The following is a 25,745-nucleotide window of genomic DNA, read 5'->3' on the forward strand; positions in this document are numbered from 1 at the left end:
ACGACACCATGATCCACCAGCGATGATCATTTGAAGACACTGCCTAGGACGGACGGGCCCGCCGGGATGTGACACGCGGCCTGTCACACGGATGCACGGGTGGCCGGGTCACCCGTGCGGGCCGCCCGGGAGGCCGCGCGGGCGCGGGGGCCCAAGAATCGGAAGGTGCCGCGCCGAGGGAACGACAACGCCGCAGTGGAACGGATGGTCCGTACGGTCATCCGCCGACGGAAGAGGTCCCTGCGCGAGCAGGACGTCACCGTCACCGACCCGCCGAAGGTGCGCCGGGCCGTCACGGCCGCCGCCCTCGGCAACACCATGGAGTGGTTCGACTTCGGCGTCTACGCCTATCTGGCGGGGACGCTCGGCAAGGTGTTCTTCCCCTCCAGCTCACCGGGTGCCCAGGTCGTCTCCACCTTCGCGACCTTCGCCGCGGCCTTCCTGGTGCGCCCGCTCGGCGGACTGGTCTTCGGGCCGCTGGGCGACCGTGTGGGACGCCAGAAGGTACTGGCGCTCACCATGATCATGATGGCGGCCAGCACGTTCGCCGTCGGCTTCCTCCCCACGTACGCCGCGATCGGCTTCGCCGCCCCGCTCCTGCTGCTGGTCTGCCGCCTGGTGCAGGGCTTCTCGACCGGCGGGGAGTACGCGGGCGCCACGACGTACATCGCCGAGTACGCCCCCGACAAGCGGCGCGGCTTCCTCGGCAGCTGGCTGGATTTCGGCACGTTCGTCGGCTATTCGCTCGGCTCCGGCCTGGTCACCGTGCTCACCGCCGTCCTCGGCACCGACGGGATGATCGACTGGGGCTGGCGCATCCCGTTCTTCGTGGCGGGCCCGATGGGTCTCATCGGGCTCTACATGCGGCTCAAGCTGGAGGAGACCCCGGCGTTCCAGCGCGAGGAGGAGGCCCAGGCGCAGGCGCGCACGGAGAACGATCCGGTGGAGGAGGCGCGCCAGTCGGGGAAGGGGCGGCTCAAGGAGATCTTCACCCGCCACTGGCAGGCGGTCCTCATCTGCATGGGGCTGGTGCTGCTCTACAACGTCACCAACTACATGGTCACGTCCTATCTGCCGACCTACATGTCCCAGACGCTCGGCGAACCGGAGACCACCTCCCAGCTGCTGGTCCTGGGCACGATGCTGCTGGTGGTGCTGACCATCACCACGGTCGGCCGGACCTCGGACCGCTGGGGCCGCAGACCGGTGTTCATGGCGGGCAGCGTGGCCCTGATCGTGCTGGCCTCACCGGCGTTCCTGCTGATCCGGCAGGGCGGGATCCTGCTGCCCGCCCTCGGCTGCGCGATTCTGGGGCTGCTCCTGGTCTGCTTCGCGGGTACGGCGGCCTCGACGCTGCCCGCCCTGTTCCCGACCCGGCTGCGGTACGGGGCGCTGTCGATCGCCTTCAACATCTCCGTCTCGCTCTTCGGCGGCACCACGCCCCTGTTCGCCTCGGGGCTGGTGGAGGCCACCGGCAACGAGATGGTGCCCGCGTACTACCTGATGGTGGCCGGGGTGATCGGTCTGGTGGCCACGTTCTTCCTCCACGAGACGGCGGGGCGGCCGCTGCGCGGCTCGGGGCCGATGGTGGAGACGCCGGAGCAGGCCCGGCAGCTGGTGGCGCGGAGCCGTACGACGGCGGGGCGGCAGGCGCGGGACGTCTGGCTGCGGGTGCGCCATCTGTGGCGGGGGCCGGACAAGTAGGGCTCAGGCCCCGGCCGACGTCGGCTGGAACCAGGCCGGACCCTCCGTGAGCGCCTGCTTGATCCGGAAGAGGGCGAACTCGGGGAGCGGCGGCAGTCCGTCCAGCGGGAACCAGCCCACCTCCAGCGACTCGTCGTCGTTGACACGGGCCTCGCCGCCGGTCGCCCGGCAGCGGAAGGTGATGTCGAGGTACTGGCAGCGGTCGCCGTTGGCGTACTGCACGGGCTGGAGCGCCTGGGTGAGGACCAGCCGCTCGGCCACGCAGTGCACGCCGGTCTCCTCCAGCACCTCGCGCTCGGCCGTCAGCGCGGGCTCCTCCCCCGGCTCCGAGATGCCGCCGATCACCGACCATTTGCCGGTGTCCGCGCGCCGCCCCAGCAGCACCCGGCCCTCGTCGTCGAAGACGATGGCGGTCACCCCGGGCAGCAGGAGGAGCTGGTGTCCGGCGGTGGCGCGGATGGTGCGGATGAAGTCGGGAGTCGCCATGGATCCGAGCCTACGTGTCCGTTCCGGGCCGCTACGCGGTGCCCCGCTCCCTCCGGGCCCGTACCGCCGACACGCCGGCCCAGCCCAGGCCCGCCACGGCCAGCAGGGCGATGATGCCCTCCGGCAGCGGCCCCATCCGGGTGGCCGGGGTGAGCGAGGAGCGCAGCGGGACCTCGTCGACGAGCGCGTCGGGGGTGAACATGCCGCTCTTCTCGACGATGGTGCCGTCCGGCCGGATCACCGCGCTGACCCCGCTGGTGACGGGGACGACGACGGCCCGCCCGTGTTCGACGGCCCGGACCTGGGACATCGCGAGCTGCTGGTACGTCATCTCGCTGCGGCCGAAGGTCGCGTTGTTGCTCGGCACGGCGATCATCTGGCCGCCGTGGACCACGGTGTCGCGTACGGCGTCGTCGAAGGCGGCCTCGTAACAGGTCACGAGCCCCACCTTCGTACCGGCGAGGTCGAACACACCGACCTTCGTGCCGGGGACGAACTCGCGCTGCACCCGGTCGACGTCCTCGCTGAAGAAGCGGGCGACCTTGCGCATCGGCATGTACTCGCCGAACGGCTGGATGTGCCGCTTGTCGTAGGTGTCGACGGGCCCCCTGTCCGGGTCCCACTCGATCAGGGTGTTGCGCAGGCTGTCGGAGCCCTTCTCGACCACCGAGCCGACGACGGTGGGGGCGCCGATCGCCTTCACCGCGTCGTCGATGACCTGGCGGGCGTCCGCGTTGAGGTAGGGGTCGAGGTCGGAGGAGTTCTCCGGCCAGAGGACGAAGTCGGGCTGCTTCGCCTTCCCGGCCTTGACCTCCTCTGCGAGCTGCGTGGTGCGCTTGGCGTGGTTGTCCAGGACGGCGCGGCGCTGGGCGTTGAAGTCGAGGCCGAGGCGGGGCACGTTGCCCTGGATCGCGGCGACGGTGGCGGTGCCGTCCTCGGCGGAGTCGTCGACCAGCGGGAGCGCGGCGAGCGCGGCCACGACGGGGACGAGGACGCAGACGGCGGCACCCGCGACGGCCGCGCGGGGGATCTCGCCGGTGGAGCGGTACGTACGGAAGCGGCGTACGGCCTCGTAGAGCCCGAAGCCGCAGAGCACGACGGCGAAGGAGAGCAGCGGGGTGCCGCCGAGCGCGGCGAGCGGCAGGAACGCGCTCTCCGCCTGGCCGAAGGCGATCTTGCCCCAGGGGAAGCCGCCGAACGGGATGCGGGCGCGGACCGCCTCGTCCAGGGTCCAGACGGCGGCGGCCCAGAACGGCCAGTACGCGAGCCGGGTCACGGCGGCGATGCCGAGGCAGCCCACCGCGATGAAGAGCGCCTCGGCGGTGGCGAGGGCGAGCCACGGCACCGGGCCGACGTCCTCGCCGGTCCAGTGCAGCAGCGGGAGCATGAACCCGAGCCCGGCCAGCAGCCCGAGACCGAAGGCGGCACGCAGCCGGCGCCCGTGCAGCACCCAGCCGAGCAGGGCGAAGCCGGGCAGGACGAGCCACCAGAGCGGCCGGGGCGGGAAGCTCGCGTAGAGCAGCACCCCGGAGAGGGCGGCGGCGGCCGGACGCAGGAGCCGCTGGAGGAGTCCGGCTGCGGGGGGCGTCGGCGCGGGCCGCGGGTCGTCGACGGGGGTCATAGTGGCGCTCACCTGGCGGAGTCTACGGTGGGCGGCTGTGTACGGGGGCGCCGGTCTGCGGGGGCCGGGCGGTTCCGCCGGGGGCGCCGGTCCAGGGCCCTCGCGGGCCTGCGTACGTTCAGTCCCGGCCCCGGCTCCGGTCCCGTTCCGCGCGGGCGGGCAGGTGCATGCGTCGCCGGATGAACCGTACGGCGGACTCCGCGTTGTCCACCGTGACGGTGAAGGTGCGGCCGTCGCCGAGCAGGAGGGCCATGCCCTCGCCCTTGCGTACGACGACGGCGGTGCCCTGTTCGGGGCGCCAGCGGTACCCCCAGCCGCCCCAGTCGCGCGGGTTGACCTTGGCGACGTACTCCGCGCCGACCACATGGGTGAGCAGGATCCTGCGGCGCGGCAGCCCGGCATGGCCGCAGCGGACCTCCAGGGCGTCGCCGTCGACCCTCACGGCCACATGGACGAAGGCGAGCGTGCCGAAGAGGATGAGCAGTCCGGCGGCGAGGCAGCCGATGACGGACATCAGCAGCGGGGCGAACCCGGAGGCCCAGGGCGAGCCGACGGCCAGCTCGATGCCCAGAGCCATGCACCCCGCGCCCGCCAGGGCCAGGACCCACTGGATGCGGTTGGTCGCGCGGCCGGTCCATACGGTGGACGGGGCCTGCGACGAGCCGTGGTGCGCGCTCTCGGGGTGGTCCGTCATATTCGCAGCGTACCCACCATCGGGCCGCCCGGCCCGGGGCGGCCGACCGCCGTACGGAGGTTCCCCGCCCGGGGGATCGCCGGAAAACCGCAGCTCAGCGGGCGGGTGCTGCGGCCTGGAGGGCGCGGCCCTCCGCGTAGGCCAGAGCGGGCTCCGGCAGGGTGCCGGGCCGGCCGGCGAGCAGGACGGTGAGCGTGCCGGACGGTTCGGCCGTCGGGGCGGCCTCGGCGCCGATCCGGCGCAGCGCCTGGGCGGCGACGGCCCCGGCGGAGCCGTGCAGGACGAGCGGCGGGTGGCCGGGCTGCTGGACGGCGGCGCGGATGCGGTCGGCGACCAGCTCGTAGTGGGTGCAGCCGAGGACGACGGCCCGTACGCCCGGCGGAGTGAGGGCGGCGGCCGCGGCGACGGCGCGGTCGATGCCGGCCTCGTCGCCGTGTTCGACGGCGTCGGCGAGGCCCGGGCACGGGACCTCGGTGACGTCGACGGAGCCGGCGAACTCGGCGATCAGCCCGCGCTGGTAGGGGCTGCCGGTGGTGGCCGGGGTGGCCCAGATGGCGACCGGGCCGCCGCCCGCCGCCGCGGGCTTGATGGCGGGGACCGTGCCGATGACCGGCAGCGCGGGCTCCAGTGCGGCGCGGAGCGCGGGCAGGGCGTGGACGGAGGCGGTGTTGCAGGCGACGATCAGGGCGTCCGGCCGGTGGGCGGCGGCGGCGCGGGCCACGGCCAGCGCGCGGGCGGTGACGTCCTCGGGAGTGCGCGGGCCCCAGGGCATGGAGCCGGGGTCGGAGGAGACCACCAGTTCGGCGTCGGGCCGCAGTCGGCGAACGGCGGCCGCTGCCGCCAGCAGGCCGATTCCGGAGTCCATGAGCGCGATCTTCACCCGGTCACCCTAGCCGACACCCCTTGCGGACCGGGCGCTGTGGGGCAGACTGCGGCCAATGAGCGCCGTTGCCTGGATCGCCGTGGGTTCGCTGATCGCGTGGGTGTGGCTGCTGCTGGGGCAGGGGTTCTACTGGCGGACCGACCAGCGGCTCCCCCGGCGCACCGATCCCGCTCGCTGGCCGTCGGTGGCGGTGGTCGTACCGGCCCGCGACGAGGCGGAGATGCTGCCGGTGAGCCTGCCCTCGCTGCTGGTCCAGGACTATCCGGGGGACGCCCGGATCATCCTCGTGGACGACTGCTCCAGCGACGGCACCGGGCAGCTGGCCCGGGAGCTGGCCGCTCGTTTCGGCGGTCTGCCGCTGACCGTCGTGGAGCCCGGGGAGCCGGAGCCCGGGTGGACGGGCAAGCTCTGGGCGCTGCGGCACGGGATCGCGCTGGCCCGGCTCCAGAAGCCGGACTTCCTGCTGCTGACCGACGCCGACATCGCCCATGAGCCGGACAGCCTGCGGGACCTGGTGGCGGCGGCCGGGGCCGAGGGGCCGGACGGCTTCGATCTGGTGTCGCAGATGGCGCGGCTGCGGGTGGAGAGCTTCTGGGAGCGTCTGGTGGTGCCCGCGTTCGTCTACTTCTTCGGGCAGCTCTACCCGTTCCGCCGGGTGAACCGGGCCCGCTCGCGTACGGCCGCGGCGGCGGGCGGCTGTGTGCTGCTGCGGACGGAGGCGGCCGAGCGGGCGCGGATCCCGGAGTCGATCCGGCAGGCGGTGATCGACGACGTGTCGCTGGCGCGGGAGGTGCGGCGCGGCGGCGGCCGGATCTGGCTGGGGCTGGCGGAGCGGGTGGACAGCGTGCGGCCGTATCCGCGGCTGAGGGATCTGTGGCGGATGGTGGCGCGGAGCGCGTACGCGCAGCTGCGGCACAGTCCGCTGCTGCTGGCGGGGACGGTGCCGGGGCTGCTCCTCGTGTACGTGGCACCGCCCGCGACCCTGGTGGCCGGACTGGCGACGGGCGACGGGGTGGCGGCCTGGGCGGGCGGCGCGGCGTGGGCGGTGATGACGGCGACGTACCTGCCGATGCTGGCGTACTACCGGCAGTCGCCGTGGCTCGGGCCGCTGCTTCCGGTCACGGCGGTGCTGTACCTGCTGATGACGGTGGACTCGGCGGTGCAGCACCACCGGGGGCGCGGGGCCGCCTGGAAGGGCCGCACCTATGCGCGGCCCGATCCGGACGGGACGCCCGACGCCGCGCCCGGCCGGTGACTCCACGGAGGCGCCGGGTCCGGCCGGGCGGGCGGGGCGGGGCACTTCCGGCTCATTTGCGGCCGGGGGTCCAGTTCATGCCCCAGCCGTAGGCGGCGTCGATGGTGCGCTGCGGGCTGACGCCGCGCTCGGGCACGAGGTAGCGGGCCTCGCGCTGCACGGTGAGGTCGCCGCCGTTGTTGGTGATCAGGGCGAGCGCGCAGACCGTGGAAGGCACGGTGCACTCGTCGAGGGAGAAGTCGATCGCCGCGCCGTTCTGCGGCTGGAGGGTGACCGTGGCGTGCAGGTCGGCGAAGCTGCGGGCGCCCTCGTAGATGGTGACGAAGATCAGTACGCGGCGGAGCAGGTCCTTGCGGTCGAGGTTGACGGTCATGTTCTCGCCGGTGGAGAGCGCACCGGTGCGGTCGTCGCCGTCGAGGTGGATGAAGGGCGGCTGGGCCAGGGAGCCGAAGGCGTTGCCGAGGGCCTGCACGACGCCCTTGCGCCCGTCGGTGAGTTCGTACAGAGCGCAGAGGTCGAGGTCGAGGTCACCGTGCATCGCGACGGCCCGGCCGAGCTTGGCCCCCCAGCCCTTGAACTGCTTGCGCACCTCCCAGTTGAGGTTGACGCGGAGCGTGCCGGAGGAGCCGCCCTGCTTGGCGAGGGAGACGGACGGGGCCTCCTTCGTGAGCGTGACCTTGGAGAGCCGTACCGGCTGCGGGGGCGCAGGGGCGGGCGGTGCGGGAGGTGCCACCGGGGCGGGCGGGGCGGCGTGGACGACGGGGGCGGGGGCCGGAGGAGGCGTGGGGGCGACCGGTGCGGGCGCCGGGGTGGCCGACCACGACGGTGCGGGGGCGGGGGCGGCCTGCTGCGGTTCGTCGACGGAGATGCCGAAGTCCGTCGCCAGTCCTTCGAGCCCGGTGCTGTAGCCCTGGCCCACCGCGCGGAACTTCCAGGCGCCCTGGCGCCGGTAGAGCTCACCGAGGATGAACGCGGTCTCGATCGTGGCGTCCGTGGAGTCGAAGCGGGCCAGCTCGGCGCCGCTCGCCGCGTCCACGACCCGTACGTACAGGCCACCGACCCGGCCGAAGCTGCCGCCGTCCGCCGAACCCGCGACGACGATGCGGTCGATGGCGGGCTCCACCCGGCCGAGGTCGACGTGGAGGGTGTCGGTGACCCCGTCGCCAACCGTCCGCTTGCCCTCGTGGCGGACGGCCCCGGAGGCGTGGGCCGGCTGGTTGTAGAAGACGAAGTCGGCGTCGCTGCGGACCTTCCCGGACACCAGCAGGAGTGCGGAGCCGTCGACATCGGGGGTGCCCGCGGCGGCCCGCCACCCCAGTTCGACGCGCACGGTGCCCGCAGGCACCGGAACGTTGGTTCCCTTTTGCATGGTCATGCTCGCCCCCATCACGGTTCCGGCTGCCCGCAGGCCTTGCTCCACAACCTAATCCCTCCACCGAGCCGCCAGCGGGAAGGGTTCGGGGGCTGCCGGTCACCTGTCGACGTGTGGGGACGCAGGACCACGAGGGAGTCCTCCAAGGCCGCCCGCGCACAGGACCGGCGACGCCTCCCCAATCCGGGTGGCGGGCCTTGAGTGCGAGGGCTTCGTCCGGCGAACCGGCGAGAACGATCTTCTCCGCTCCCCGGCAAAGGCCCACGCGGCCACCGTGCAGGCGCGCATGGCATCGACCACGACGGCCACGGACGAAACTTCGGACAGTTCGGGTACGGAGAGGAAACGTGTGTTGATCCGGTGATGATCGCGCCATCCCGGCCCACCCCCTCAACAGCATTACCTCGGCGGCCGGTTCACCACAGCGGCATTCAACCGGCCAGGAGCACAACGGAGTCGGGGACGGAGACAAAGGCAAAGGCGTCCCGGCATGCGAGTGGGAGGCGGTCCGCCCTCCGCCGGCAGGGGCGCGCCACCGGGCGGCGCGCAAGCCCTGGTACGACGCCGTGTGACTCCTGCCGTCCGGGTCCCGCGTTACCACGAGAAATGCCGTCCGCCGCGGATTCCGGGCACGGTGCCCGGCCCTCACCGCCGAAGCGCCGTGTCCTGGCCCCCGGCACTCAGGGGTCGCCCTTTGTAGCCCGCCCGCCACTTCTCGTTAACAATGCCGGCCCGGCCGGGAATGCCGCTGATAAGGGAGGGCTTAGCGAGGTTTTGACGGTCCGGGCCGACGGAACCTGCGTAAAAACTGATGACCCTAAGATTGGGGCTCCCCAACCAGCACATCGTGGGCTTAACTTAGGTGCCATGACCTCCCCTCGCTCCGCCTTCGGCGGCGGCTACTACGCCGCGTCGTTCCCCGACACTCCGATCTACGACTCCCTGGTCGCGGAGCGGGGCACCCCGCAGATCGCCCCGATCCGCGTCCCTGCCGCGTACGACACGTCCAGCAGCTATCTGCCGGCCCTGCCGTCCGCGCTGCCGGCCCTTCCCGCGGCCCCCTCGCAGCCCGTCGGCTCCTACGGCTACCCGCAGCAGCAGCCGATGCCGCAGTACCAGCAGGCGCCCGCGCAGCAGGTGCCCGCGTACCCGGCCGGGCTCCAGAGCGCACCGGCGCCGTACATCCCGCAGCAGCCCTCGGCGGTCCGCGGCTATCCGCAGCAGACCCAGCCGCAGCGCCCCGCGCCCGGCACCGGGTACGAGTCGATGCGCCCGGCCTCGCCGCGTCCCGCGCCGGCCCCGTCGCCGTACGAGGACCCGTACAACCGGCCGTACCAGGGCCGGGGGTACTGACCCGTCCGCACCTGCGCGGGCTCCGCGAACAAACCGTGCGTACGCGCGGATAGGTGACTGGCAGGATGGCCGCATGGCCTCTCCTGTGCTCCGGTCCGTCCACGTGTATCCGGTCAAATCGCTGGCCGCCCAGACATCCGACGAAGTTGCCGTCGAGCCATGGGGACTCGGCGGCGACCGCCGCTGGATGCTGGTCGACAAGGCACCGCGGGTGATCACCCAACGACAGCAGCCGTTTCTGGCGCGGATCTCCGCGGTGCTGCTGTCCGGTGGCGGGATCGCCCTCTCCGCCCCGGGCCGTCCGCCGCTGCGGGTGGCGGTGCCGGGGCCGGAGCGCCTGGTCGATGTGGAGCTGCACCGGGACACGGTCACGGTCGCCGAGGCCGCGGACGAGGCGCACGAGTGGTTCAGCGAGTTCCTCGGGTCGGAGGCCCGGCTCGTGCACCTCGACGACCCGGCGCACCGCAGACCCGTCGACCCCGCGTACGCGCGCCCCGGGGACATGGTCTCCTTCGCCGACGGCTATCCGCTGCTGCTGACCACCACCGCCTCCCTCGACGCCCTCAACGCCCTGGTCGCGGCGGGCGACCGGCCGCACGAGGGGCCGTTGCCGATGGACCGCTTCCGGCCGAACGTCGTCGTCGACGCCACCGAGGCGTGGGCCGAGGACGGCTGGCGGCGGATCGCCATCGGCGATGTGCCCTTCTCCGTGGTGAAGCCCTGCGGCCGCTGCGTGATCACCACCACCGACCAGCGGACCGCCGAGCGCGGCAAGGAGCCGCTGCTCACACTGGCCCGCCACCGCCGGGTCGGCAATCAGCTGCTCTTCGGCCAGAATCTGATTCCGGACGGGACCGGGGTGATCCGGGTCGGGGACCCCGTCAAGATCCTCGACTGAGAACGTGAGGACCCGGGGGGGGGAGCATGGGCGTGGAAGTCCTCAAGTGGCGGCGCAGTCCGCTGTGGCGCGCCACCGACCGCCGCGAGGCGTGGGTGACGCTCGGCGCGCTGGTGCTGCTGGCCGTGGGGGCACCGGCGGCCGGCTGGGCGGGCGGCTCGCTCGCCGAGGCCTCGCTCCGGCAGGAGATACGGGCCCAGCACCAGAAGCGGCGGGCCGTCACCGGGGTCGTGGTGGGCCCGGTGCCGGAGGCGCGGCGGTTCGCCGGAGACCCGGACGCCGGGCCGGGGCGGAGCTCGGTGGTGGCGGCCTGGCGGGCACCGGACGGCACCCCGCGCACCGGGGAGGTCACCACGGCACCGGGGGCGGCCCGGGAGCCCGGTGCGCCGGTGCGGATCTGGACGGACGGCGCGGGCGTCCCCGTACCGCCGCCGATGGACCCGGGCGCGGCCCGTACCCACGCGGTGCTCGGCGGGGTCGGCGCCTTCCTGCTCGCCGCCGGGTGCGTCGAGGCGGGCAGGCGGCTGATCGTCGGGCGGATGGTGCGACGGCGGTACGCGCTGTGGGACCGGGAGTGGGCCGAAGCGGGCCCGGACTGGGGCCGGGCCGGAACCGGCAGCTGACGACGGGCCGCTGCCCCCGGCCACGTACGACAGGCGGCAACAGCGCCCCGGCGGCCCGAGTCGTCAACTCCCGCCTCTCCCGCGCGCTACGGTGGTCCGACCGCGTCCGCTTCCTCGACGAGCGAGCGGACGGACCCAGGGGCACCACAGCACGACCCGAGGCAGCACAGCACGAGGTGGGGGCAGAGCAACTCCATGGCACAGGGCACGGTCCAGGTGACGCACACCGGAACTTCGCGATGGCGCCGCCGCACGGGCGAGTACGCCTCCCTCTCCGCGGCCCTGGAAGCGGCGGCCGACGGGGACGTCCTCACCGTCGCGCCCGGGACCTACCGGGAGAACCTCGTCCTCCACCGCGCGGTGACCCTGCGCGGTTCCGAAGGCTCGGTCGGCTCCGTGCGGATCGCGCCGGTCGACGGCGTACCGCTGACGGTGCGCGCCTCCGCGATCGTCCAGGACCTGCACATCGAGGGGCAGGACTCCGCCGCCCCGGCCGTGCTGGTCGAGGACGGCACCCCCGAGTTCGCGGATCTGCGGATCGTGACGCGGTCCGCCGCAGGCATCGAGGTACGGGGAGCGGCCCGGCCCACCGTGCGGCGCTGCACCGTCGACAATCCGGCCGGGGTCGGCATCGCCGTACTCGACGGGGCGGGCGGGGTCTTCGAGGAGTGCGAGATCGTCTCGGCCGGGCAGTCCGGCGTCTCGGTCCGCGACGGCGGCCACCCCCGCCTCGACCGCTGCCGCATCCACCACGCCTCGGGCGCGGGGATCGGCGTCACCGGCGAGGGCAGCGGGCTGGAGGCGATCGGCTGCGAGGTGTACGAGGTCAAGGGCAGCGGTGTCCAGGTGACCGCCCGCGCCACCGCGCACCTCACCGACTGCACCGTGCACCGCACTTCGGGCGACGGGGTCACGCTGGACACCGACGCGGTGCTGACGCTCGCCGACTGCGACATCCACGACATCCCGGAGAACGCGATCGACCTGCGGTCGCGTTCGGTGCTGACGCTGACCCGTTCCACGGTCCGCCGCTTCGGCCGCAACGGCCTCTCGGTCTGGGACCCGGGCACCCGCGTGGACGCCAACCAGTGCGAGATCCACGACAGTACGGGCGACTACCCGGCGGTCTGGGTCAGCGACGGGGCCACCGTGATACTGGACGCCTGCCGGGTCCACGACGTGCCCGACGCCCTCTTCGTCCTCGACCGGGGCTCGCGCGCCGACGTGGTGGACAGCGACCTCTCCCAGATCCGCAACACCGCCGTCTCCGTGAGCGACGGCGCCACCGCCCAGCTGGACGACTGCCGGATCCGGGAGGCCTCCACCGGCGCCTGGTTCCGCGACCACGGCAGCGGCGGCACGCTCAACAACTGCACCATCGACACGGCGCAGACCGGGGTCATCGTGACCAAGGGCGCCGACCCCGTCATCGAGAGGTGCACGGTCACCAACCCCGCCGAGGCCGGGTTCTACGTCTCCGCCGAGGGGCGCGGCACCTTCGACAGCTGCCGGGTGACGGGCAGCGAGGGGTACGGCTTCCATGTGATGGACGGCTGCCGCACCACGCTGAACCGCTGCCGCACCGAGCGGTGCGCGCGCGGTGGTTACGAGTTCGCCGAGGGGGGTGACGGGTCGGGGGCGTCCGGTCCGGCGGTCACCGACTGCACGAGCGACGAGAGCGGTCTGCGTACGGCACCGGCTCCGGCCCCCGCCGTGCTGACGGCCACCCAGTCCACGCCCGGCCTGCTCTCCACCATGCCCGGGCAGCGGGCCGTGGAGCCCGAACCGGTGGCCCCGGCCGCCGAGCCCGCCCGGGACTCAGCGGCGGTCCTCGGTGAACTGGACGCGCTGGTGGGGCTGGAGAGCGTCAAGCGCGAGGTGCGGGCGCTGACCGACATGATCGAGGTGGGCCGCCGCCGCCAGGAGGCCGGGCTCAAGGCCGCCTCCGTCCGGCGCCACCTCGTCTTCACCGGCTCCCCCGGTACGGGCAAGACCACGGTCGCCCGGCTGTACGGGGAGATCCTGGCCTCGCTCGGGGTGCTGGAGCGCGGCCACCTGGTGGAGGTGTCCCGGGTGGACCTGGTCGGGGAGCACATCGGGTCGACGGCGATCCGGACCCAGGAGGCGTTCGACCGGGCGCGCGGCGGGGTGCTCTTCGTGGACGAGGCGTACGCGCTCTCCCCCGAGGACTCCGGGCGCGACTTCGGCCGTGAGGCCATCGACACGCTGGTGAAGCTGATGGAGGACCACCGGGACGCGGTGGTGGTGATCGTCGCCGGGTACACCCACGAGATGGAGCGGTTCCTCACCGTCAACCCCGGTGTGGCCTCCCGCTTCTCGCGGACCATCACCTTCAGCGACTACCTGCCCGAGGAGCTGCTGCGGATCGTGGAGCAGCAGGCCGAGGAGCACGAGTACAGCCTGGCGGAGGGGACCGGGGAGGCGCTGCTGAAGTACTTCACCGCGCTCCCCAAGGGCCCCGCCTTCGGCAACGGCCGTACCGCCCGGCAGACCTTCGAGTCGATGGTGGAGCGGCACGCGGGCCGGGTCGCCCAGCTCGCCGAGACGAGCACGGACGACCTGACCCTGCTCTACCCGGAGGACCTCCCCGAACTCTTCTGACCCTTCTGCCCCTTGTCCAGCGTGTGCCCGCCTTCCGCCTGCCGGGGCAGCCGGGGGCCCAGCTCTTCGAGGAGGGCGCCGCGCTCCTTCGCGAAGACCGGGTCGGCCTGGTAGTCGGAGTGGCCGAGGATCGGTTCGGGCAGTGGGAGCGCGGTGGTACGTCCGTACGCCTGCGGGTCCTTCAGCGGCCCCCGGTCGACGCCGGCGTCGGGGGCGGCCCTCAGCCGGACGGGCCCGCCGATCGGGTCGGTGGCCCGGTAGAGGTTGCGCCAGCAGTGCACCGAGCGGTGCAGGCCGAGCAGGGGTACGGCGCCGAAGTAGGCCGGGAACCAGCGCCCGTAGAGCCTCTCGATCGGGGAGCCGTAGGTGAGCAGCCCGACCCGGCGGCGGGCGGCGTCGGGGAGCTGCCAGACCGCGGCGGCCGCCAGGACGCTGCCCTGCGAGTGGCCCGAGATGATGAGCCGGCCCTTGGTGGTGGCCGTCCAGGCGCACATCCGGGACGCCAGGTCGGGGACGGCGCGTTCGGCGTAGCAGGGGGGCGCGAAGGGGTGGGCGGCGCGCGGCCAGAAGGTGCCCACGTCCCAGAGGATGCCGATGGTGCGCCGGGCGGAGGCGTCCCGGTAGGCGCGGCGCCCGCTCGCGACGAAGAGTATGAAGCCGAAGCCGATCAGCCAGGAGCCGGTCGACTGGGCGGCCTGGGCGAGCGATTCGACGGGGGCGGCGGCCCCGTCCGACGCGAGGCCGGGCACTTCGCCGCTGACCCAGGAGCCCACGACGGCCGCCGCGCCGAGGAACAGGGTGGCGGCCGAGACCACGCCGACGATCCAGGGGGCGGAGTCGGTGAGGGCGGCGGTGGCGCGGATGCGGGCGATGCGCCGGGTGCGGGCGGTGTCGGGCGGCTCGGGGGCGTACTCCGCCTCGATGTCCGGTCCCATGCGGCGGGCCCGGCGGGCGGTGCGGACGACCAGGTAGAGGACGGGGACGAGCAGCAGGAGCAGGAGCACCGGGATGACGGAGGCCTGCCAGCTGAGCAGGACGGGCGGGCCCTCGATGATGGAGCCGCGCCCCATGCCCGGGGTGCCGGGGCCGTCCAGCCAGTCGGCGACGCGCTGGGCCACGCCGCCGGTCATCACCCCGCCCAGCGCGCAGGCGAGCATGGCGACGGACGGGCCGCCGAACCCGTACAGCGTGGTGCGGGGTTCGGGGGTGCGCCGGTAGAGGCTGTGGGCGACCAGGGCGAGGATCACGACGAGGAGGCCCTGGCCGAGGGCGAGGAGCCGGAACGCCGTCTCGCCGGGCAGGCTGCCGGAGGAGACCCACTCCGGGCGTGACCACCCCGCGTGCAGGACGGCGAGGCCGAGCACGGTGAGCGCGGAGCCGGGCAGGTACGTGATGAGGGCGCCGTCCACGCGGTTGTCCCGGACGCTCTCGCTGCGGCCCCGGCGGCAGACCACCCAGACGGCCACCACCGCGCAGAGCACGATGGCCGCTTCGATGACCGCGCCGAACACCAGGGGCACCGAACTGTCGGTGGTCCGGTCGTGGCGGGCGGCGGCGCCGGTGACGGCCGCGGCGACGGTGAGGAAGCCCGCGGCGGTGTGCGCGGCGCGGAGCCGGGCGACGAGCCGGCGGCCGTACCAGAAGCCGGGCCTGCTGAGCGCGGGCGGCACCGGGCGCGCGGACTCCGGGTCGTCGGCGTTGTCCGGAGCGCCCGGCCCGTGGGCCTCCTCCGTCCCGTCCGGGTCGCAGGCGTCGGCGTCCGTGGCGTCCAGGGGGCTCTGGGACTCGTAGGCGCTCCAGGTCCGGTTGGAGAGGTACCACAGGAGCCCCACCAGGGCGGCGGGCACGACGGCGGCGAGCGCGAGCCGCCGCCCGGGCTGGGACCACCAGCCGCCCTGATGACTCGACAGGAAGCCCAGCCAGGAGCGCCGCGCGGAGCAGTCGGGGGTGCCCGCGCACTGCCAGGCCACCAGGTCCAGCGCGACCTCGCAGGCGGCGGCGGTGAGCAGCACGGTGAGGCTGAGCGCGACGAGCCGCACCACGACGCCGTACAGCCGGACCGCGCGGGTGCGGCCGGAGGCGGTGGGGCGCATCCAGTGGGCGAGGTTGACCACCATGAACGGCAGGAGCAGCAGCCACAGGGCGCGGGAGCCGTTGCCGGAGGTGAGTCCGGACCAGCAGTACGCCTCGGCGACGGGCTCGTCCCGGTAGCGCTCGGGGTGCTTCTCGCCGTGGGCGTCCTCGGTGCGCCGGTACACGGCGGCGGTCGCGTCCCCGGTGACCCGGACGGTACGGGGGTCGCCGAGCATCTCCTGCGGGGTGGCGCCTCCGACGCCGTGGACCAGCAGTTCCAGCGCCGCCCCGGTGTTCTGCGGGGGTGGCGGCGGGGGCGGGATGGCAGGAGCCAAGGCGGAACTCTCTCTCGGGCGCGCCGGCCGCACGGGCCGGCGGAGACATGGCAGGGGTCGGGCGGGAGACTCCGGGAGCCGTGGACTCCGGCCCGTGGCCCGGCCTCAGAATTCCGGAGGCGGGGCGGGTGCGTGAGCGGTCTCACGGAATCTCCCCAGGTGGCACGCCGGACATGCCTGCGTGGCAGGATGAGCGTGTCCCGCAGGCCGCTGCGGACGGACCGTACGGCAGAGGGAAGGACCGGGCGACCGCGTTGAGCGAGAATCAGAACCTGCTCGCGGAGCAGCGACGTGCCCTGATCCTCGACGAGGTCCGCAGGCGCGGTGGCGTCCGGGTCAACGAGCTGACCCGCAGGCTGAACGTCTCCGACATGACGATCCGTCGGGACCTGGACGCGCTGGCCCGGCAGGGGGTCATCGAGAAGGTCCACGGCGGTGCCGTTCCGGTGGTCGAGGCGAGCACCCACGAGCCCGGCTTCGAGGTGAAGTCGGCGCTGGAGCTGAGCGCCAAGGAGGACATCGCGCGGACGGCGGCGGCGATGGCCCAGCCCGGCAGCGCGATCGCCCTCTCGGGCGGTACGACGACGTACGCGCTGGCCCGGCATCTGCTGGACGTACCGGATCTGACGGTGGTGACCAACTCGGTGCGGGTGGCCGATGTGTTCCACGACGCGCAGCGCCCGGCGCCCGGCCGTGGGGCGCGGCCGGGTACGGCGACGGTGGTGCTGACGGGCGGGGTGCGGACGCCCTCGGACTCGCTGGTGGGGCCGGTCGCGGACCGGGCCATCGACTCGCTCCACTTCGACCTGCTCTTCCTGGGCGTGCACGGGATCTCCGCCGAGGCCGGGCTCTGCACGCCCAACCTCGCCGAGGCGGAGACCAATCGGCGCTTCGTCCGGTCGGCGCGCCGGGTCGTGGTGGTGGCCGACCACACCAAGTGGGGGACGGTGGGCCTGAGTTCCTTCGCCACGCTGGACGAGGTGGACACCTTCGTGACGGACGCGGGGCTGGCCCCGGGGGCGCGCGAGGAGATCGGCGAGCATCTGCCGGGCCTGGTGGTGGCGGGCGAGTCGCCCGAGGAGACCGTCTCCCCCGGCTGACCGGGCCGAGGCTCTTCCGGGCCCGGCTGTCCGGATTCCGTTCGAGTCGCCGTACGGCCGTGACGTCCTAGGATCGCAGCATGGCCGTCTTCCGGATCGAGCGCTTCTCCCCTCTCCCCGCAGCCGAGGCCTGGCGGCGGGTGACCGACTGGGAACGGCACGCCGAGCATGTCCCGTTGACCGCCATCTCGGTGGCGGGCGGGGCGCCGACCAGGGTCGGCACGGTGTTCACCGCGCGGACGGGGATCGGCCCGCTGGCCTTCGACGACCCGATGGAAGTGGTCCGCTGGACGCCGCCCGCCGGTGGCCGGGCCGGGATCTGCCTGCTGGAGAAGCGCGGGTCCGTGGTGCTGGGCCGGGCCTCGATCGATGTGCTGCCGACGCACTCCGGTTCCCATGTGGTGTGGGTGGAGGAGCTGCGGGTGCGGCTGGTGCCCCGGTGGGGCGACCCGCTGCTGGCCTCCGCCGGGCGGCGGCTGTTCGGCGGGGTGCTGGACCAGCTGCTGGCCTCGCCGGGCGGGCGGGCGAACGGCTGAAGGACGGCCGGGGCCAGGGTGTCGGCGGCGGCCGGGAGGCCGGTCCGCAGCGGGTGATGTGACCGTCACACGATTGACTCGTTTGTCGGTATGACACCTGCCCGCCACGGCCTCGGAAGGCACCGAACCCATGCCGATCTATCCACCGCAGCAACGCCCCGACGCCGCACCGAGCGAGACCCTGGGCGTACAGCAGGCCGAGGCCGCCCTCGTGGAGCACTACCCGCGCCTGGTGCGGCTCGCCTATGTCGTGCTGCCGCCCGCGCTGGGCCGCCACCGCCGCGTCCTGGCCGCGCACGGGGCCGTGCAGCGGGCGCTACCCGGGGCCAGGACCTCCCCGGACCGGCTGCGGGTGCCCGCCCAGTCCCGCCGCTCCCCCGAGGCGGCGGAGGCCCCTGCGAGCGCGCCGTACGCGTGGATGCGGCTGCGGGTGCTGCGGACGGCCCTGGCGTACGAGCGCAGGCCCCGCTGGTGGCCCGGGCGCCTCCCGGCACCCGCCGCGCTGCGGCCGACGCTGCCGGTGGTGTGGGGGCTGCGGCTCTTCCCCCGGGCGGGCGGCGTCGACGAACTCGCCCTGGACCGGGCCCTGTCGGGGGTGCCCGGTGCCGTACGGGCCGCGTTCGCGCTCCAGTTGCTGGACGGGATGACGGATTCCGGGGCGCGGGAGCTGCTGGCCGAGGCGGGGGCGGACGATCCGGCGGGGGCGGTGCGCCGGGCCGCCCGGCTGGGGAGGCCGGACCGGGCGGGGGCCCAAGTGCTGCTGCGGTCCGGGGAGTTCGACCCGTGCACCGTGCAGACCCGGCCGAGCGATCTGCTGCGGCGCCGGCATCGGATGCGGGCGGTGGCCCTCGCGGCGGCGCTCTGCGTGGTGGCGGGCGCGCTCGCGGTGGCCGCCGAGAAGGGCGTACGGGACGAAGCGCCGGGGGCCGGGGTGACGGTCCCGGCCCTCGACCCTGCGGCCCTGCTGCGTACGGCGGCCGAGCAGTGGGCGGACACCTCACGGATCGACTTCACCGCCTGGCCCGCACGCGGTGACCGGCGGGGTGACGGCGAGCTGCTGGGCCGGGCGCTGCGGGCCTGGTCCGAGCCGTCGGGGGCCGTCCGGGTGTCGACCACCCCGGACACGGTCGACGTACCGCCCGCGCAGCCGCCCCGGCTGCTGTTCGCGGGTGAGGTGGACGGGGCGGCCGTGGTGCTGTTCCACGACGGCGGGGTCCGGGTAGTGCGGTACGCCGAGCCGCTGGCGGGCGGTGGCGGGGCGGCGCTGGACTTCGCCCGGACCGACGACGCGGATGTGACGACGGGCGCGGCCGTGGTCGTGAGCCGTACGGGCGAGAAGGCGCGGTTCCTGCTGGCCCCCTGGATCTCCGAGACCACGACCCGCGACCTGCTCGCGCCGAACACGCCCGGCCGGCCGCTGGAGGTGGGCCCGGACGGGGTCACCGCCCTGGTGGAGCGTCCGGCGGCGGGCGGCGCCTGTGACGCGTGGCCGGTGCTCCAGCTGCGTTCCTCCGAGCGGATCGTGGAGAACCACGCGTTCCTGGTGACCGACCTGGGCGACCTGGCCCCGGCGCATCTGACGTACACCCCGAAGCCGGGAAGCGGCGCACCCGCCCGGCAGCCGCGCGAGGCGACGGGCCCGGAGGCGCTGCTCGCCTGGGCGCGTACGGCGTGTTCGCTGCGGACGCTGTCGGGCTCGGGGGTGCGGGCGGTGAACAACTGGGCGTTCGCCGAGCAGAAGCTGCCCGAGGGCGAGGCGGCGGCCCAGTGGCTCTGCACCCGCGCCGACACCTGGCGCGGCCCTGGCCGGGTGCTGGTGCAGTTCCTCCAGCCCGCCGCCTCCCCCACCACTCCGGCCGCCGTGGTCGCCGACCGGGACGACACCGCCCTGTGCAGCCGGTTCGGCCAGCACATCCTGGCGGGCACGCACTGGAAGGCCGCCTCCGGCCGGTGGTACGTCCTGGCGGCGGGCAGCCGGGCCGTCAACCGGATCGAGGCCGCCGGGCAGGTGCGGGGCACGGCGGGCGGCCCGACGCTGGCGGTACGGGCGCCGCGCGACGCCTCCGTACAGCTGACGGCCGGACTGCGCGGGGGCGGGACGCTGGCGGCGGTGCACTGAGCGAAGCCGCTGACAACGCGCGCTCCGCCGTACGGAGTCCTCGTCCCGGCCTCGTACGCGATCGGGTGCGAGACTCGGACAGGTGACGGATCTTCCTGAAGAACCCGGCGTACGTGATGTCCCCGACGAGACCCGGCTGCGCTGCCTGGTCACCGGCGCCACCGGCTACATCGGCGGCAGACTGGTGCCCGCACTCCTCGACACCGGCCACCGGGTCCGCGCGCTGGCCCGGACGCCGCAGAAGCTGCGCGACTACCCCTGGGCGGACCGGGTCGAGGTGGTGCGCGGCGATGTCACCGACGCCGACTCGCTGACCGAGGCGATGCGGGACGTCGACGTGGCGTACTACCTGGTGCACGCGCTGGGCTCCGGCAAGGACTTCGAGGAGACCGACCGCCGGGCCGCCCGGAACTTCGGCGAGAAGGCGCGCGCGGCCGGGGTGCGGCGGATCGTCTACCTGGGCGGGCTGACGCCCGAGGGGGTGCCGGAGAAGGAGCTGTCGCCGCATCTGCGCTCGCGGGCCGAGGTGGGGCGGATCCTGCTGGACTCCGGGGTGCCGGCGGCGGTGCTGCGGGCGGCGATCGTGATCGGCTCCGGATCGGCCTCGTTCGAGATGCTGCGCTATCTGACCGAGCGGCTGCCGGTGATGGTGACCCCGAGCTGGGTCTCCACCCGGATCCAGCCCATCGCCGTACGGGATGTGATCCGGTATCTGGTGGGGAGCGCCACCCTGCCGTCCGAGGTGAACCGGACCTTCGACATCGGCGGCCCGGACATCATGACGTACCGGGACATGATGCAGGGGTACGCGCGGGTGGCGGGGCTGCCGCGGCGGGTGATCGTGCCGGTCCCGGTGCTCACCCCGACGCTCTCCAGCCACTGGATCGGGCTGGTGACCCCGGTCCCCCGGTCGATCGCCCGGCCGCTCGCGGAGTCGCTGCGCCATGAGGTGGTCTGCCGGGAGCACGACATCACGCGGTACGTCCCCGATCCGCCGGAGGGGCCGATCGGCTTCGACCGGGCCCTGGGGCTGGCCCTCCAGCGGATCAAGGACGCCCAGGTGGACACCCGGTGGTCCTCCGCCTCGCTGCCGGGTGCGCCGAGCGACCCGCTGCCCACCGACCCGGACTGGTCGGGCGGCAGCCTCTACCGGGATGAGCGGGAGCTGGTGGTGCCGGTGGACCGGGCGGACCTGTGGCGGGTGATCGAGGGCATCGGCGGCGAGAACGGCTGGTACTCCTTCCCGCTCGCCTGGGCGGTGCGCGGCTGGATCGACCGGATCGTCGGCGGGGTCGGGCTGCGGCGCGGGCGGCGGGACGCCCACCGGCTGCGGGTCGGGGACTCGCTGGACTTCTGGCGGGTGGAGGAGATCGTGCCGGGCGAACTGCTGCGGCTGCGGGCGGAGATGCGGCTGCCGGGCGCGGCCTGGCTGGAACTGTCGGCCGGCACCGACGACCAGGGGCGCACGCTCTACCGCCAGCGCGCCCTGTACCACCCGCAGGGGCTGCTCGGCCATGCGTACTGGTGGGGGGTTTCGCCCTTCCACGCGGTGGTGTTCGGCGGGATGGCCCGCAACATCGCCGAGGCCGCCAGGACCGCCGCCAGGGCGCGGAAGGAGGGCCGGGAACCGGTGGCCGGCAGTGGTACAGACAACTGACGTCCCGGCCGCTATGGTGTGCCTCCCCATAAGCGCAGCTCGCCGGGAGGTGCACAGGATGGCACGCCGACTCCGTACCGTAGGACTGGAGTTCACCGACTCGGCGCCGATACGTCTGGTGTTCGCCGCCGAGGTGTCCGCGCCCCCGGACGTGGTCTACCGGGCGCTCGCCGAGGACGTCGCCTCCTGGCCCTCCTGGTTCACCGCCGTCACCCGGGCCACGCCCACCGACGGGGGCGCGGGCCGGGAGGTGCGGCTGCGGGGCGGGGTCCGCTTCCGCGAGACGATCGTGGCCGCCGAGCCGGGCGAGCGGTACGCCTACCGGGTCGACGAGACCAACGCCCCGGGCCTGCGGGCCCTGGTGGAGGAGTGGCGGCTCACCGCGGACGGCACCGGGACCCGGGTGCAGTGGACCTTCGCCGCCGACGGGACGGGCCCGTTCCGCTCGGTGCTGGGGGTCGGGCGGCTAGGGATGGGCCGGTCCTTCCGGGACGCGGTGCGGCGACTCGACGGGCGGCTGACCGCACCGGCGGCCTGAACCTCCCCGGACCTCAGCCGGTCAGGGTCCCGGTGGCGAGGAAGTTGTCGATCGCCGCGGTGTACGGGGCGATGTCCAGGCCCTGCTCCTCCAGCCAGGAGTCGGAGTAGTACTTGTCCAGGTAGCGGTCGCCCGGGTCGCACAGCAGCGTGACGACGCTGCCGGTCTCCCCCTGCTCCACCATCTCGGCGATCAGCTTGAAGGCACTCCACAGGCCGGTGCCCGTGGAGCCGCCCGCCTTGCGTCCGATGGCCCGCTCCAGCGCCCGTACGGCGGCGACGCTCGCCGCGTCGGGCACCTTCATCATCCGGTCGATGGCGCCGGGCACGAAGCTGGGCTCCATACGGGGGCGGCCGATGCCCTCGATCCGGGAGCCGCAGTCGCTGCTCGCGTACGGGTCGTTGCGCGTCCAGCCGTCGAAGAAACAGGAGTTCTCCGGGTCGGGCACACAGACCCGGGTGTCGTGCTGGAGGTAGTGCACGTAGCGGGCGATGGTGGCGGAGGTGCCGCCGGTCCCGGCGGTGGCGACGATCCAGGTGGGTTCGGGGTAGCGCTCCAGCTTGAGCTGCTGGTAGATCGACTCGGCGATGTTGTTGTTGCCGCGCCAGTCGGTGGCCCGCTCGGCATAGGTGAACTGGTCCATGTAGTGGCCGCCGGTCGCGGCGGCGAGGGACGCGGACTCCTCGTACATCTTGCGGGAGTCGTCGACGAAGTGGCACTGCCCGCCGTGGAATTCGATGAGCCGGCACTTCTCCGGGCTGGTGGTGCGGGGCATCACGGCGATGAACGGCACGCCGATCAGCTTGGCGAAGTACGCCTCCGAGACGGCGGTCGATCCGCTGGACGCCTCGATGACCGGCTTGCCCGGGCGGATCCAGCCGTTGCAGAGCCCGTAGAGGAAGAGCGAGCGGGCGAGCCGGTGCTTGAGGCTGCCGGTGGGGTGGGTCGACTCGTCCTTGAGGTAGAGGTCGATGCCCCACTCCTCGGGCAGCGGGAAGCGCAGCAGATGGGTGTCGGCCGAACGGTTGGCGTCGGCCTGGACCTTGCGTACGGCTTCCTTCAGCCAGGCCCGGTACTCCGGGTCGCTGCGGTCGATGTCCACCGTCCCCATGGCCGCCCCGGTGGCCCCACGGTCACGTCCCAGCTCATCGGTGTCCATCGCCGTGCTCCTTGTTCGTCCGCTGTCCGCACTGTTCTTCCGCCGGTGCTCCTGCCTCCACGATATGCCCCCGACCTGCACAAACGTTGACTTTGATGGTCCATAGCCCTGCCTTTGAGCAGGGTCGGCGGGGGCAGTTGGGGCGGGCGGTGCGAGCAGCGCGGGGCGGGCTTCCGCGCCCTCTGGCGGTCGGGGGCGCGGCCGGGCACACTGCAACAGGAGAAGTGGTGACGAAGGGGGGCGAAGCCGCGATGGCGGACGCCGAGTTCAGTGCGTCGGGGGTCAGGATCGAGAGGTTCACCCGGTCGCTGACCAGGGCCGGTCAGGTGGTCGTCAAGGACGGCCGGCTGTCCCTGCTGATGAGCAACGGGCGGGAGATCGACAGCGCCCCGGTGACCACGGTGAGTGCGGGCAAACGGTGGTTCTTCGCGGCGGATTCGGCCATCGCCCGGGTGAACGGCGTGCGCTACCGGTTGACGATGGGACAGCGCAGCCGCAGACGCGACGGGGCGGCTCCGCTGCGCCGCTTCCTGGAGGCGCTGCGGAGCGCGGGAGGCCGTCGGGGCTGAGCCCCGGGGCCGCTCCCCCGGGCACCGCGTGCGGCTCCGCGAGTTGCGGAGCCGCACGGGCTGGGCCACGCTGGACCCACGTCACTGAAGGTGCATCATCGGTGACAGAGCGATCCGCTCGTACGGAATGCTGCGGGACCGGATCGTGCGACATGAGCAGACACGACAAGAGCAGAGCGGATTCGGCAGTCAGTCGTCCGCCGGCTCCGTTCGTCCGTCTTCTTCTTCCGGACCTATTTCGGGGAGTCGCAGCCGTGATCAGCGAGCCAAGCAGGCACTGCACGGTGGAGCTCCAAGCCCTGCCGTCGCGGATCGGTCAGGTCCGCAGAATCATCTCGGCGCAACTGCGCTACTGGCATCTCGATCCTCTGATCGACCAGGCAGCCCTGGGCGTCACCGAACTCCTGACCAATGTCCACCGGCACGCACAGCCGGACAAGTCATGCACCGTCGACATCGAGTTGCTGCTCGACCGGTTGACGGTCTCCGTCCACGACCATGACCCCCGTGTCCCCACGGTGAACGAGGCGGATTCCTTCGCCACCTCGGGCCGGGGTCTGGCCCTGATCGCCGCGGTCAGCGAGAGCTGGGGCGTACGGCCGAGCGGCGCGGCCGGAAAGGCCGTCTGGTTCACCTTGCCGGCGACCTGCGACACCTCGACCCTGCCACCGCTCGCGGTCTACGGGTCGACGACGGACGGGCCGTTCGGGTCCGTCCCCATCAGCCCCGAGGCCGTCGCGGCGGCCCCTGCCCGGTCGGCCGTGGTCGGCTGACGGGAACGGCCTGGGTGCGGCGGTGCGGCGAGTGTGATGCCGCGCCGGCGTGCCCGGTTCAGGCGAGGGCGGCGAGCGGGTCGTCGAGGACCGGCTGCCAGGCCAGTTCGGCGGCGCCGACGAGGCTGTTGTGGGTCAGCGTGCAGGGCAGGATCGGCACGCTGCCGCTGCGGCCCCAGAGGCTGCGGTCGGCGACGACGGCCCGCAGCCGCTCCGGGTCGGCCTCCAGCAGGTCGCGGTGGAGCCCGCCGAGGATGATCCGGTCCGGGTTGAGGATGTTGACGAGCCCGGCGAGGCCCAGCCCCAGGCGGTCGATGAGCGCCTCGGCCGCGTTGCGTACGTCGGCGTCCCCGTACTCCGTACGCAGCAGGTCCCCGGCCTGCTTGAGGAGCGACTCCTCCGGGCCCGGGTCGCGGCGCGCGGTGGTGAGGAAGGCGAGCGGGTCGGTCTCCACGTCCAGGCAGCCGCGTCCGCCGCAGTGGCAGGGGCGCCCCTCGGGGTTCACGGTGAGGTGACCGACCTCCAGCGCGAGCCCCGAACTCCCGCTGTGCAGGCGGCCGTCGAGGACCAGGGCCCCGCCGACGCCCCGGTGGCCGGTGGCGACGCAGAGGAGGTGCTGGGCGCCGCGTCCTGCGCCATGCCGGTGCTCGGCCAGCGCGGTGAGGTTGACGTCGTTGCCGGTGAAGGCGGGGCCGGTGATGCCCGCCTCCCGTACGCAGGCGGCGAAGATGTCCCGGACCGGCGAGCCCGCGGGCCAGGCGAGGTGCAGCGGGTTGAGGGCGGTGCCCTCGGGTTCGGCGACCGCCGAGGGGACGGCGAGCCCGGCACCGACGCAGCGCAGCCCGCTCTCGCGGAGCAGCTCCGCCCCGGCGGCCACGACCTCGCCGAGCACCTGGGCGGGGTCGGCCATCACGGCGACGCAGCCGGGCGCCGTTGCGACGATCCGGCCGCCGAGCCCGACGAGGGCGGCCCGGAAGCCGTCGGCGTGGACCTGGGCGGCGAGGACGACCGGGCCGGTCTCCAGGACGGAGAGCCGGTGCGAGGGACGGCCCTGCGAACCGGCCGCGGAACCGGGGCTGGAGTCGACCCGGATCAGCCCGAGCGCCTCCAGCTCGGCGGCGACCGCCCCGGCGGTGGCCCGGGTGACGCCGAGCTCGGAGGTGAGGACGGCGCGCGTGGGAGCGCGCCCGGTGTGGACCAGCTCCAGTGCGGGCCCGAGCGCGCTGCGGCCCCTCTCCAACTTCGTCCGGGTGGTGGTCGCCTTGCCGTTCATGAGGGCGAGTCTCCCATGATCCGGGGGCGTCCCGGACGCGGAGGGAGCGGGCGGGGACGGGTGGCGCCGGACGGCATGGGGGCCCTCAGGGACGGGCCGCAC

General features: G+C 73.8%; 21 protein-coding genes and 1 pseudogene. 13 read left to right on the forward strand and 9 right to left on the reverse strand.

Translation table 11 applies throughout. The features are described from left to right. Positions 1-204: 204 nt before the first annotated feature. Complete coding sequence (gene proP / locus GTY67_RS01710; protein WP_161279930.1) at positions 205-1,704, forward strand: glycine betaine/L-proline transporter ProP; 1,500 nt, start codon at positions 205-207, stop codon at positions 1,702-1,704. A 3-nt stretch (positions 1,705-1,707) separates the two neighbouring features. On the opposite strand, the gene GTY67_RS01715 is transcribed toward proP, so the two are convergent. From GTY67_RS01715 to GTY67_RS01730, 4 genes are all read right to left on the reverse strand, one after another. Further along, positions 1,708-2,190, reverse strand: a complete 483-nt coding sequence (locus tag GTY67_RS01715) for an NUDIX domain-containing protein (RefSeq protein ID WP_093694207.1) — start codon at positions 2,188-2,190, stop codon at positions 1,708-1,710. Positions 2,191-2,221: 31 nt separating this feature from the next. Continuing rightward, positions 2,222-3,811, reverse strand: a complete 1,590-nt coding sequence (lnt, locus tag GTY67_RS01720) for an apolipoprotein N-acyltransferase (RefSeq protein WP_161279931.1) — start codon at positions 3,809-3,811, stop codon at positions 2,222-2,224. A 118-nt stretch (positions 3,812-3,929) separates the two neighbouring features. Continuing rightward, positions 3,930-4,505, reverse strand: coding sequence for a hypothetical protein (locus GTY67_RS01725; protein WP_161277531.1), 576 nt, complete (start codon positions 4,503-4,505; stop codon positions 3,930-3,932). 94 nt (positions 4,506-4,599) lie between these two features. Next, positions 4,600-5,385: an aspartate/glutamate racemase family protein gene (locus GTY67_RS01730; protein ID WP_161277532.1), complete on the reverse strand. Its 786-nt coding sequence runs from the start codon at positions 5,383-5,385 to the stop codon at positions 4,600-4,602. A 58-nt stretch (positions 5,386-5,443) separates the two neighbouring features. On the opposite strand from GTY67_RS01730, the gene GTY67_RS01735 reads away from it, so the two are divergent. Next, entirely contained in the window at positions 5,444-6,643 is a 1,200-nt protein-coding gene (locus GTY67_RS01735; protein WP_161277533.1) for a glycosyltransferase, read from the forward strand. 52 nt (positions 6,644-6,695) lie between these two features. Here GTY67_RS01735 and GTY67_RS01740 read toward each other — a convergent pair whose 3' ends face one another. After that, on the reverse strand, positions 6,696-8,030 hold the full coding sequence (locus GTY67_RS01740; RefSeq protein WP_161279932.1) for a TerD family protein: 1,335 nt from the start codon (positions 8,028-8,030) through the stop codon (positions 6,696-6,698). Positions 8,031-8,193: 163 nt separating this feature from the next. Continuing rightward, a pseudogene (locus GTY67_RS01745) lies at positions 8,194-8,372 on the reverse strand (2-phosphosulfolactate phosphatase); the annotation flags it as partial. A gap of 510 nt (positions 8,373-8,882) precedes the next feature. Between GTY67_RS01745 and GTY67_RS01750 the strand changes: the two are divergent. The 4 genes from GTY67_RS01750 (at position 8,883) to GTY67_RS01765 (ending at position 13,511) form a co-directional block, all read left to right on the forward strand. Beyond that, positions 8,883-9,368, forward strand: a complete 486-nt coding sequence (locus GTY67_RS01750; protein WP_093694201.1) for a DUF6643 family protein — start codon at positions 8,883-8,885, stop codon at positions 9,366-9,368. Between the two features lie 73 nt (positions 9,369-9,441). Further along, the gene (locus tag GTY67_RS01755) at positions 9,442-10,266 is read left to right on the forward strand and encodes an MOSC N-terminal beta barrel domain-containing protein (protein ID WP_161277534.1); all 825 of its coding nucleotides are present in this window, start codon (positions 9,442-9,444) and stop codon (positions 10,264-10,266) included. A gap of 26 nt (positions 10,267-10,292) precedes the next feature. Beyond that, positions 10,293-10,889 carry a hypothetical protein gene (locus GTY67_RS01760; RefSeq protein WP_161277535.1) on the forward strand — a complete coding sequence of 199 codons (597 nt, stop codon included), beginning with the start codon at positions 10,293-10,295 and terminating at the stop codon, positions 10,887-10,889. Positions 10,890-11,084: 195 nt separating this feature from the next. After that, complete coding sequence (locus tag GTY67_RS01765) at positions 11,085-13,511, forward strand: right-handed parallel beta-helix repeat-containing protein (RefSeq protein ID WP_161277536.1); 2,427 nt, start codon at positions 11,085-11,087, stop codon at positions 13,509-13,511. On the opposite strand, the gene GTY67_RS01770 is transcribed toward GTY67_RS01765, so the two are convergent. Further along, positions 13,481-15,919, reverse strand: a complete 2,439-nt coding sequence (locus GTY67_RS01770) for a hypothetical protein (protein ID WP_161277537.1) — start codon at positions 15,917-15,919, stop codon at positions 13,481-13,483. The genes GTY67_RS01765 and GTY67_RS01770 overlap by 31 nt on opposite strands. A 254-nt stretch (positions 15,920-16,173) precedes the next feature. On the opposite strand from GTY67_RS01770, the gene GTY67_RS01775 reads away from it, so the two are divergent. The 5 genes from GTY67_RS01775 to GTY67_RS01795 all read left to right on the forward strand — a co-directional run bounded on the left by GTY67_RS01775 (position 16,174) and on the right by GTY67_RS01795 (position 21,869). Further along, positions 16,174-17,019 carry a DeoR/GlpR family DNA-binding transcription regulator gene (locus tag GTY67_RS01775; RefSeq protein ID WP_161277538.1) on the forward strand — a complete coding sequence of 282 codons (846 nt, stop codon included), beginning with the start codon at positions 16,174-16,176 and terminating at the stop codon, positions 17,017-17,019. Positions 17,020-17,099: 80 nt separating this feature from the next. Next, a complete protein-coding gene (locus GTY67_RS01780) occupies positions 17,100-17,555 on the forward strand; it encodes an SRPBCC family protein (protein WP_161277539.1) in 456 nt (151 codons plus the stop codon). 130 nt (positions 17,556-17,685) lie between these two features. Continuing rightward, a complete protein-coding gene (locus GTY67_RS01785) occupies positions 17,686-19,674 on the forward strand; it encodes a hypothetical protein (RefSeq protein ID WP_161277540.1) in 1,989 nt (662 codons plus the stop codon). A gap of 82 nt (positions 19,675-19,756) precedes the next feature. Further along, the gene (locus tag GTY67_RS01790; protein ID WP_161277541.1) at positions 19,757-21,331 is read left to right on the forward strand and encodes an SDR family oxidoreductase; all 1,575 of its coding nucleotides are present in this window, start codon (positions 19,757-19,759) and stop codon (positions 21,329-21,331) included. Positions 21,332-21,389: 58 nt separating this feature from the next. Further along, the gene (locus GTY67_RS01795) at positions 21,390-21,869 is read left to right on the forward strand and encodes an SRPBCC family protein (protein WP_093694192.1); all 480 of its coding nucleotides are present in this window, start codon (positions 21,390-21,392) and stop codon (positions 21,867-21,869) included. A 13-nt stretch (positions 21,870-21,882) separates the two neighbouring features. Here the strand turns inward: GTY67_RS01795 and GTY67_RS01800 are convergent, their stop codons facing one another. Continuing rightward, a complete protein-coding gene (locus GTY67_RS01800) occupies positions 21,883-23,028 on the reverse strand; it encodes a PLP-dependent cysteine synthase family protein (protein ID WP_093694191.1) in 1,146 nt (381 codons plus the stop codon). Positions 23,029-23,279: 251 nt separating this feature from the next. Between GTY67_RS01800 and GTY67_RS01805 the strand changes: the two genes are divergently transcribed. Together GTY67_RS01805 and GTY67_RS01810 are read left to right on the forward strand one after the other, a co-directional pair. Further along, complete coding sequence (locus GTY67_RS01805) at positions 23,280-23,597, forward strand: hypothetical protein (RefSeq protein ID WP_093694505.1); 318 nt, start codon at positions 23,280-23,282, stop codon at positions 23,595-23,597. A gap of 254 nt (positions 23,598-23,851) precedes the next feature. After that, positions 23,852-24,370 carry an ATP-binding protein gene (locus GTY67_RS01810; RefSeq protein ID WP_176727616.1) on the forward strand — a complete coding sequence of 173 codons (519 nt, stop codon included), beginning with the start codon at positions 23,852-23,854 and terminating at the stop codon, positions 24,368-24,370. A gap of 58 nt (positions 24,371-24,428) precedes the next feature. On the opposite strand, the gene GTY67_RS01815 is transcribed toward GTY67_RS01810, so the two are convergent. Beyond that, positions 24,429-25,643 (reverse strand): ROK family protein, encoded by a 1,215-nt coding sequence (locus GTY67_RS01815; RefSeq protein ID WP_161277542.1) that lies wholly within the window; start codon positions 25,641-25,643, stop codon positions 24,429-24,431. Positions 25,644-25,745 lie beyond the last annotated feature (102 nt).

Origin of the sequence: Streptomyces sp. SID8374 (genome assembly GCF_009865135.1) — a bacterium.
Classification (GTDB): domain Bacteria; phylum Actinomycetota; class Actinomycetes; order Streptomycetales; family Streptomycetaceae; genus Streptomyces.

Excerpts from the sequence above, each read along its gene's own strand:
- GTY67_RS01805 (WP_093694505.1), top strand. The coding sequence starts at position 23,280 with ATGGCGGACGCCGAGTTCAGTGCGTCGGGGGTCAGGATCGAGAGGTTC.
- GTY67_RS01765 (WP_161277536.1), top strand. The coding sequence starts at position 11,085 with ATGGCACAGGGCACGGTCCAGGTGACGCACACCGGAACTTCGCGATGG.
- GTY67_RS01725 (WP_161277531.1), bottom strand. The coding sequence starts at position 4,505 with ATGACGGACCACCCCGAGAGCGCGCACCACGGCTCGTCGCAGGCCCCG.
- GTY67_RS01735 (WP_161277533.1), top strand. The coding sequence starts at position 5,444 with ATGAGCGCCGTTGCCTGGATCGCCGTGGGTTCGCTGATCGCGTGGGTG.
- GTY67_RS01780 (WP_161277539.1), top strand. The coding sequence starts at position 17,100 with ATGGCCGTCTTCCGGATCGAGCGCTTCTCCCCTCTCCCCGCAGCCGAG.
- proP (WP_161279930.1), top strand. The coding sequence starts at position 205 with ATGGTCCGTACGGTCATCCGCCGACGGAAGAGGTCCCTGCGCGAGCAG.
- GTY67_RS01785 (WP_161277540.1), top strand. The coding sequence starts at position 17,686 with ATGCCGATCTATCCACCGCAGCAACGCCCCGACGCCGCACCGAGCGAG.
- GTY67_RS01750 (WP_093694201.1), top strand. The coding sequence starts at position 8,883 with ATGACCTCCCCTCGCTCCGCCTTCGGCGGCGGCTACTACGCCGCGTCG.
- GTY67_RS01760 (WP_161277535.1), top strand. The coding sequence starts at position 10,293 with ATGGGCGTGGAAGTCCTCAAGTGGCGGCGCAGTCCGCTGTGGCGCGCC.
- GTY67_RS01755 (WP_161277534.1), top strand. The coding sequence starts at position 9,442 with ATGGCCTCTCCTGTGCTCCGGTCCGTCCACGTGTATCCGGTCAAATCG.
- GTY67_RS01795 (WP_093694192.1), top strand. The coding sequence starts at position 21,390 with ATGGCACGCCGACTCCGTACCGTAGGACTGGAGTTCACCGACTCGGCG.
- lnt (WP_161279931.1), bottom strand. The coding sequence starts at position 3,811 with ATGACCCCCGTCGACGACCCGCGGCCCGCGCCGACGCCCCCCGCAGCC.
- GTY67_RS01740 (WP_161279932.1), bottom strand. The coding sequence starts at position 8,030 with ATGGGGGCGAGCATGACCATGCAAAAGGGAACCAACGTTCCGGTGCCT.
- GTY67_RS01715 (WP_093694207.1), bottom strand. The coding sequence starts at position 2,190 with ATGGCGACTCCCGACTTCATCCGCACCATCCGCGCCACCGCCGGACAC.
- GTY67_RS01800 (WP_093694191.1), bottom strand. The coding sequence starts at position 23,028 with ATGGACACCGATGAGCTGGGACGTGACCGTGGGGCCACCGGGGCGGCC.
- GTY67_RS01815 (WP_161277542.1), bottom strand. The coding sequence starts at position 25,643 with ATGAACGGCAAGGCGACCACCACCCGGACGAAGTTGGAGAGGGGCCGC.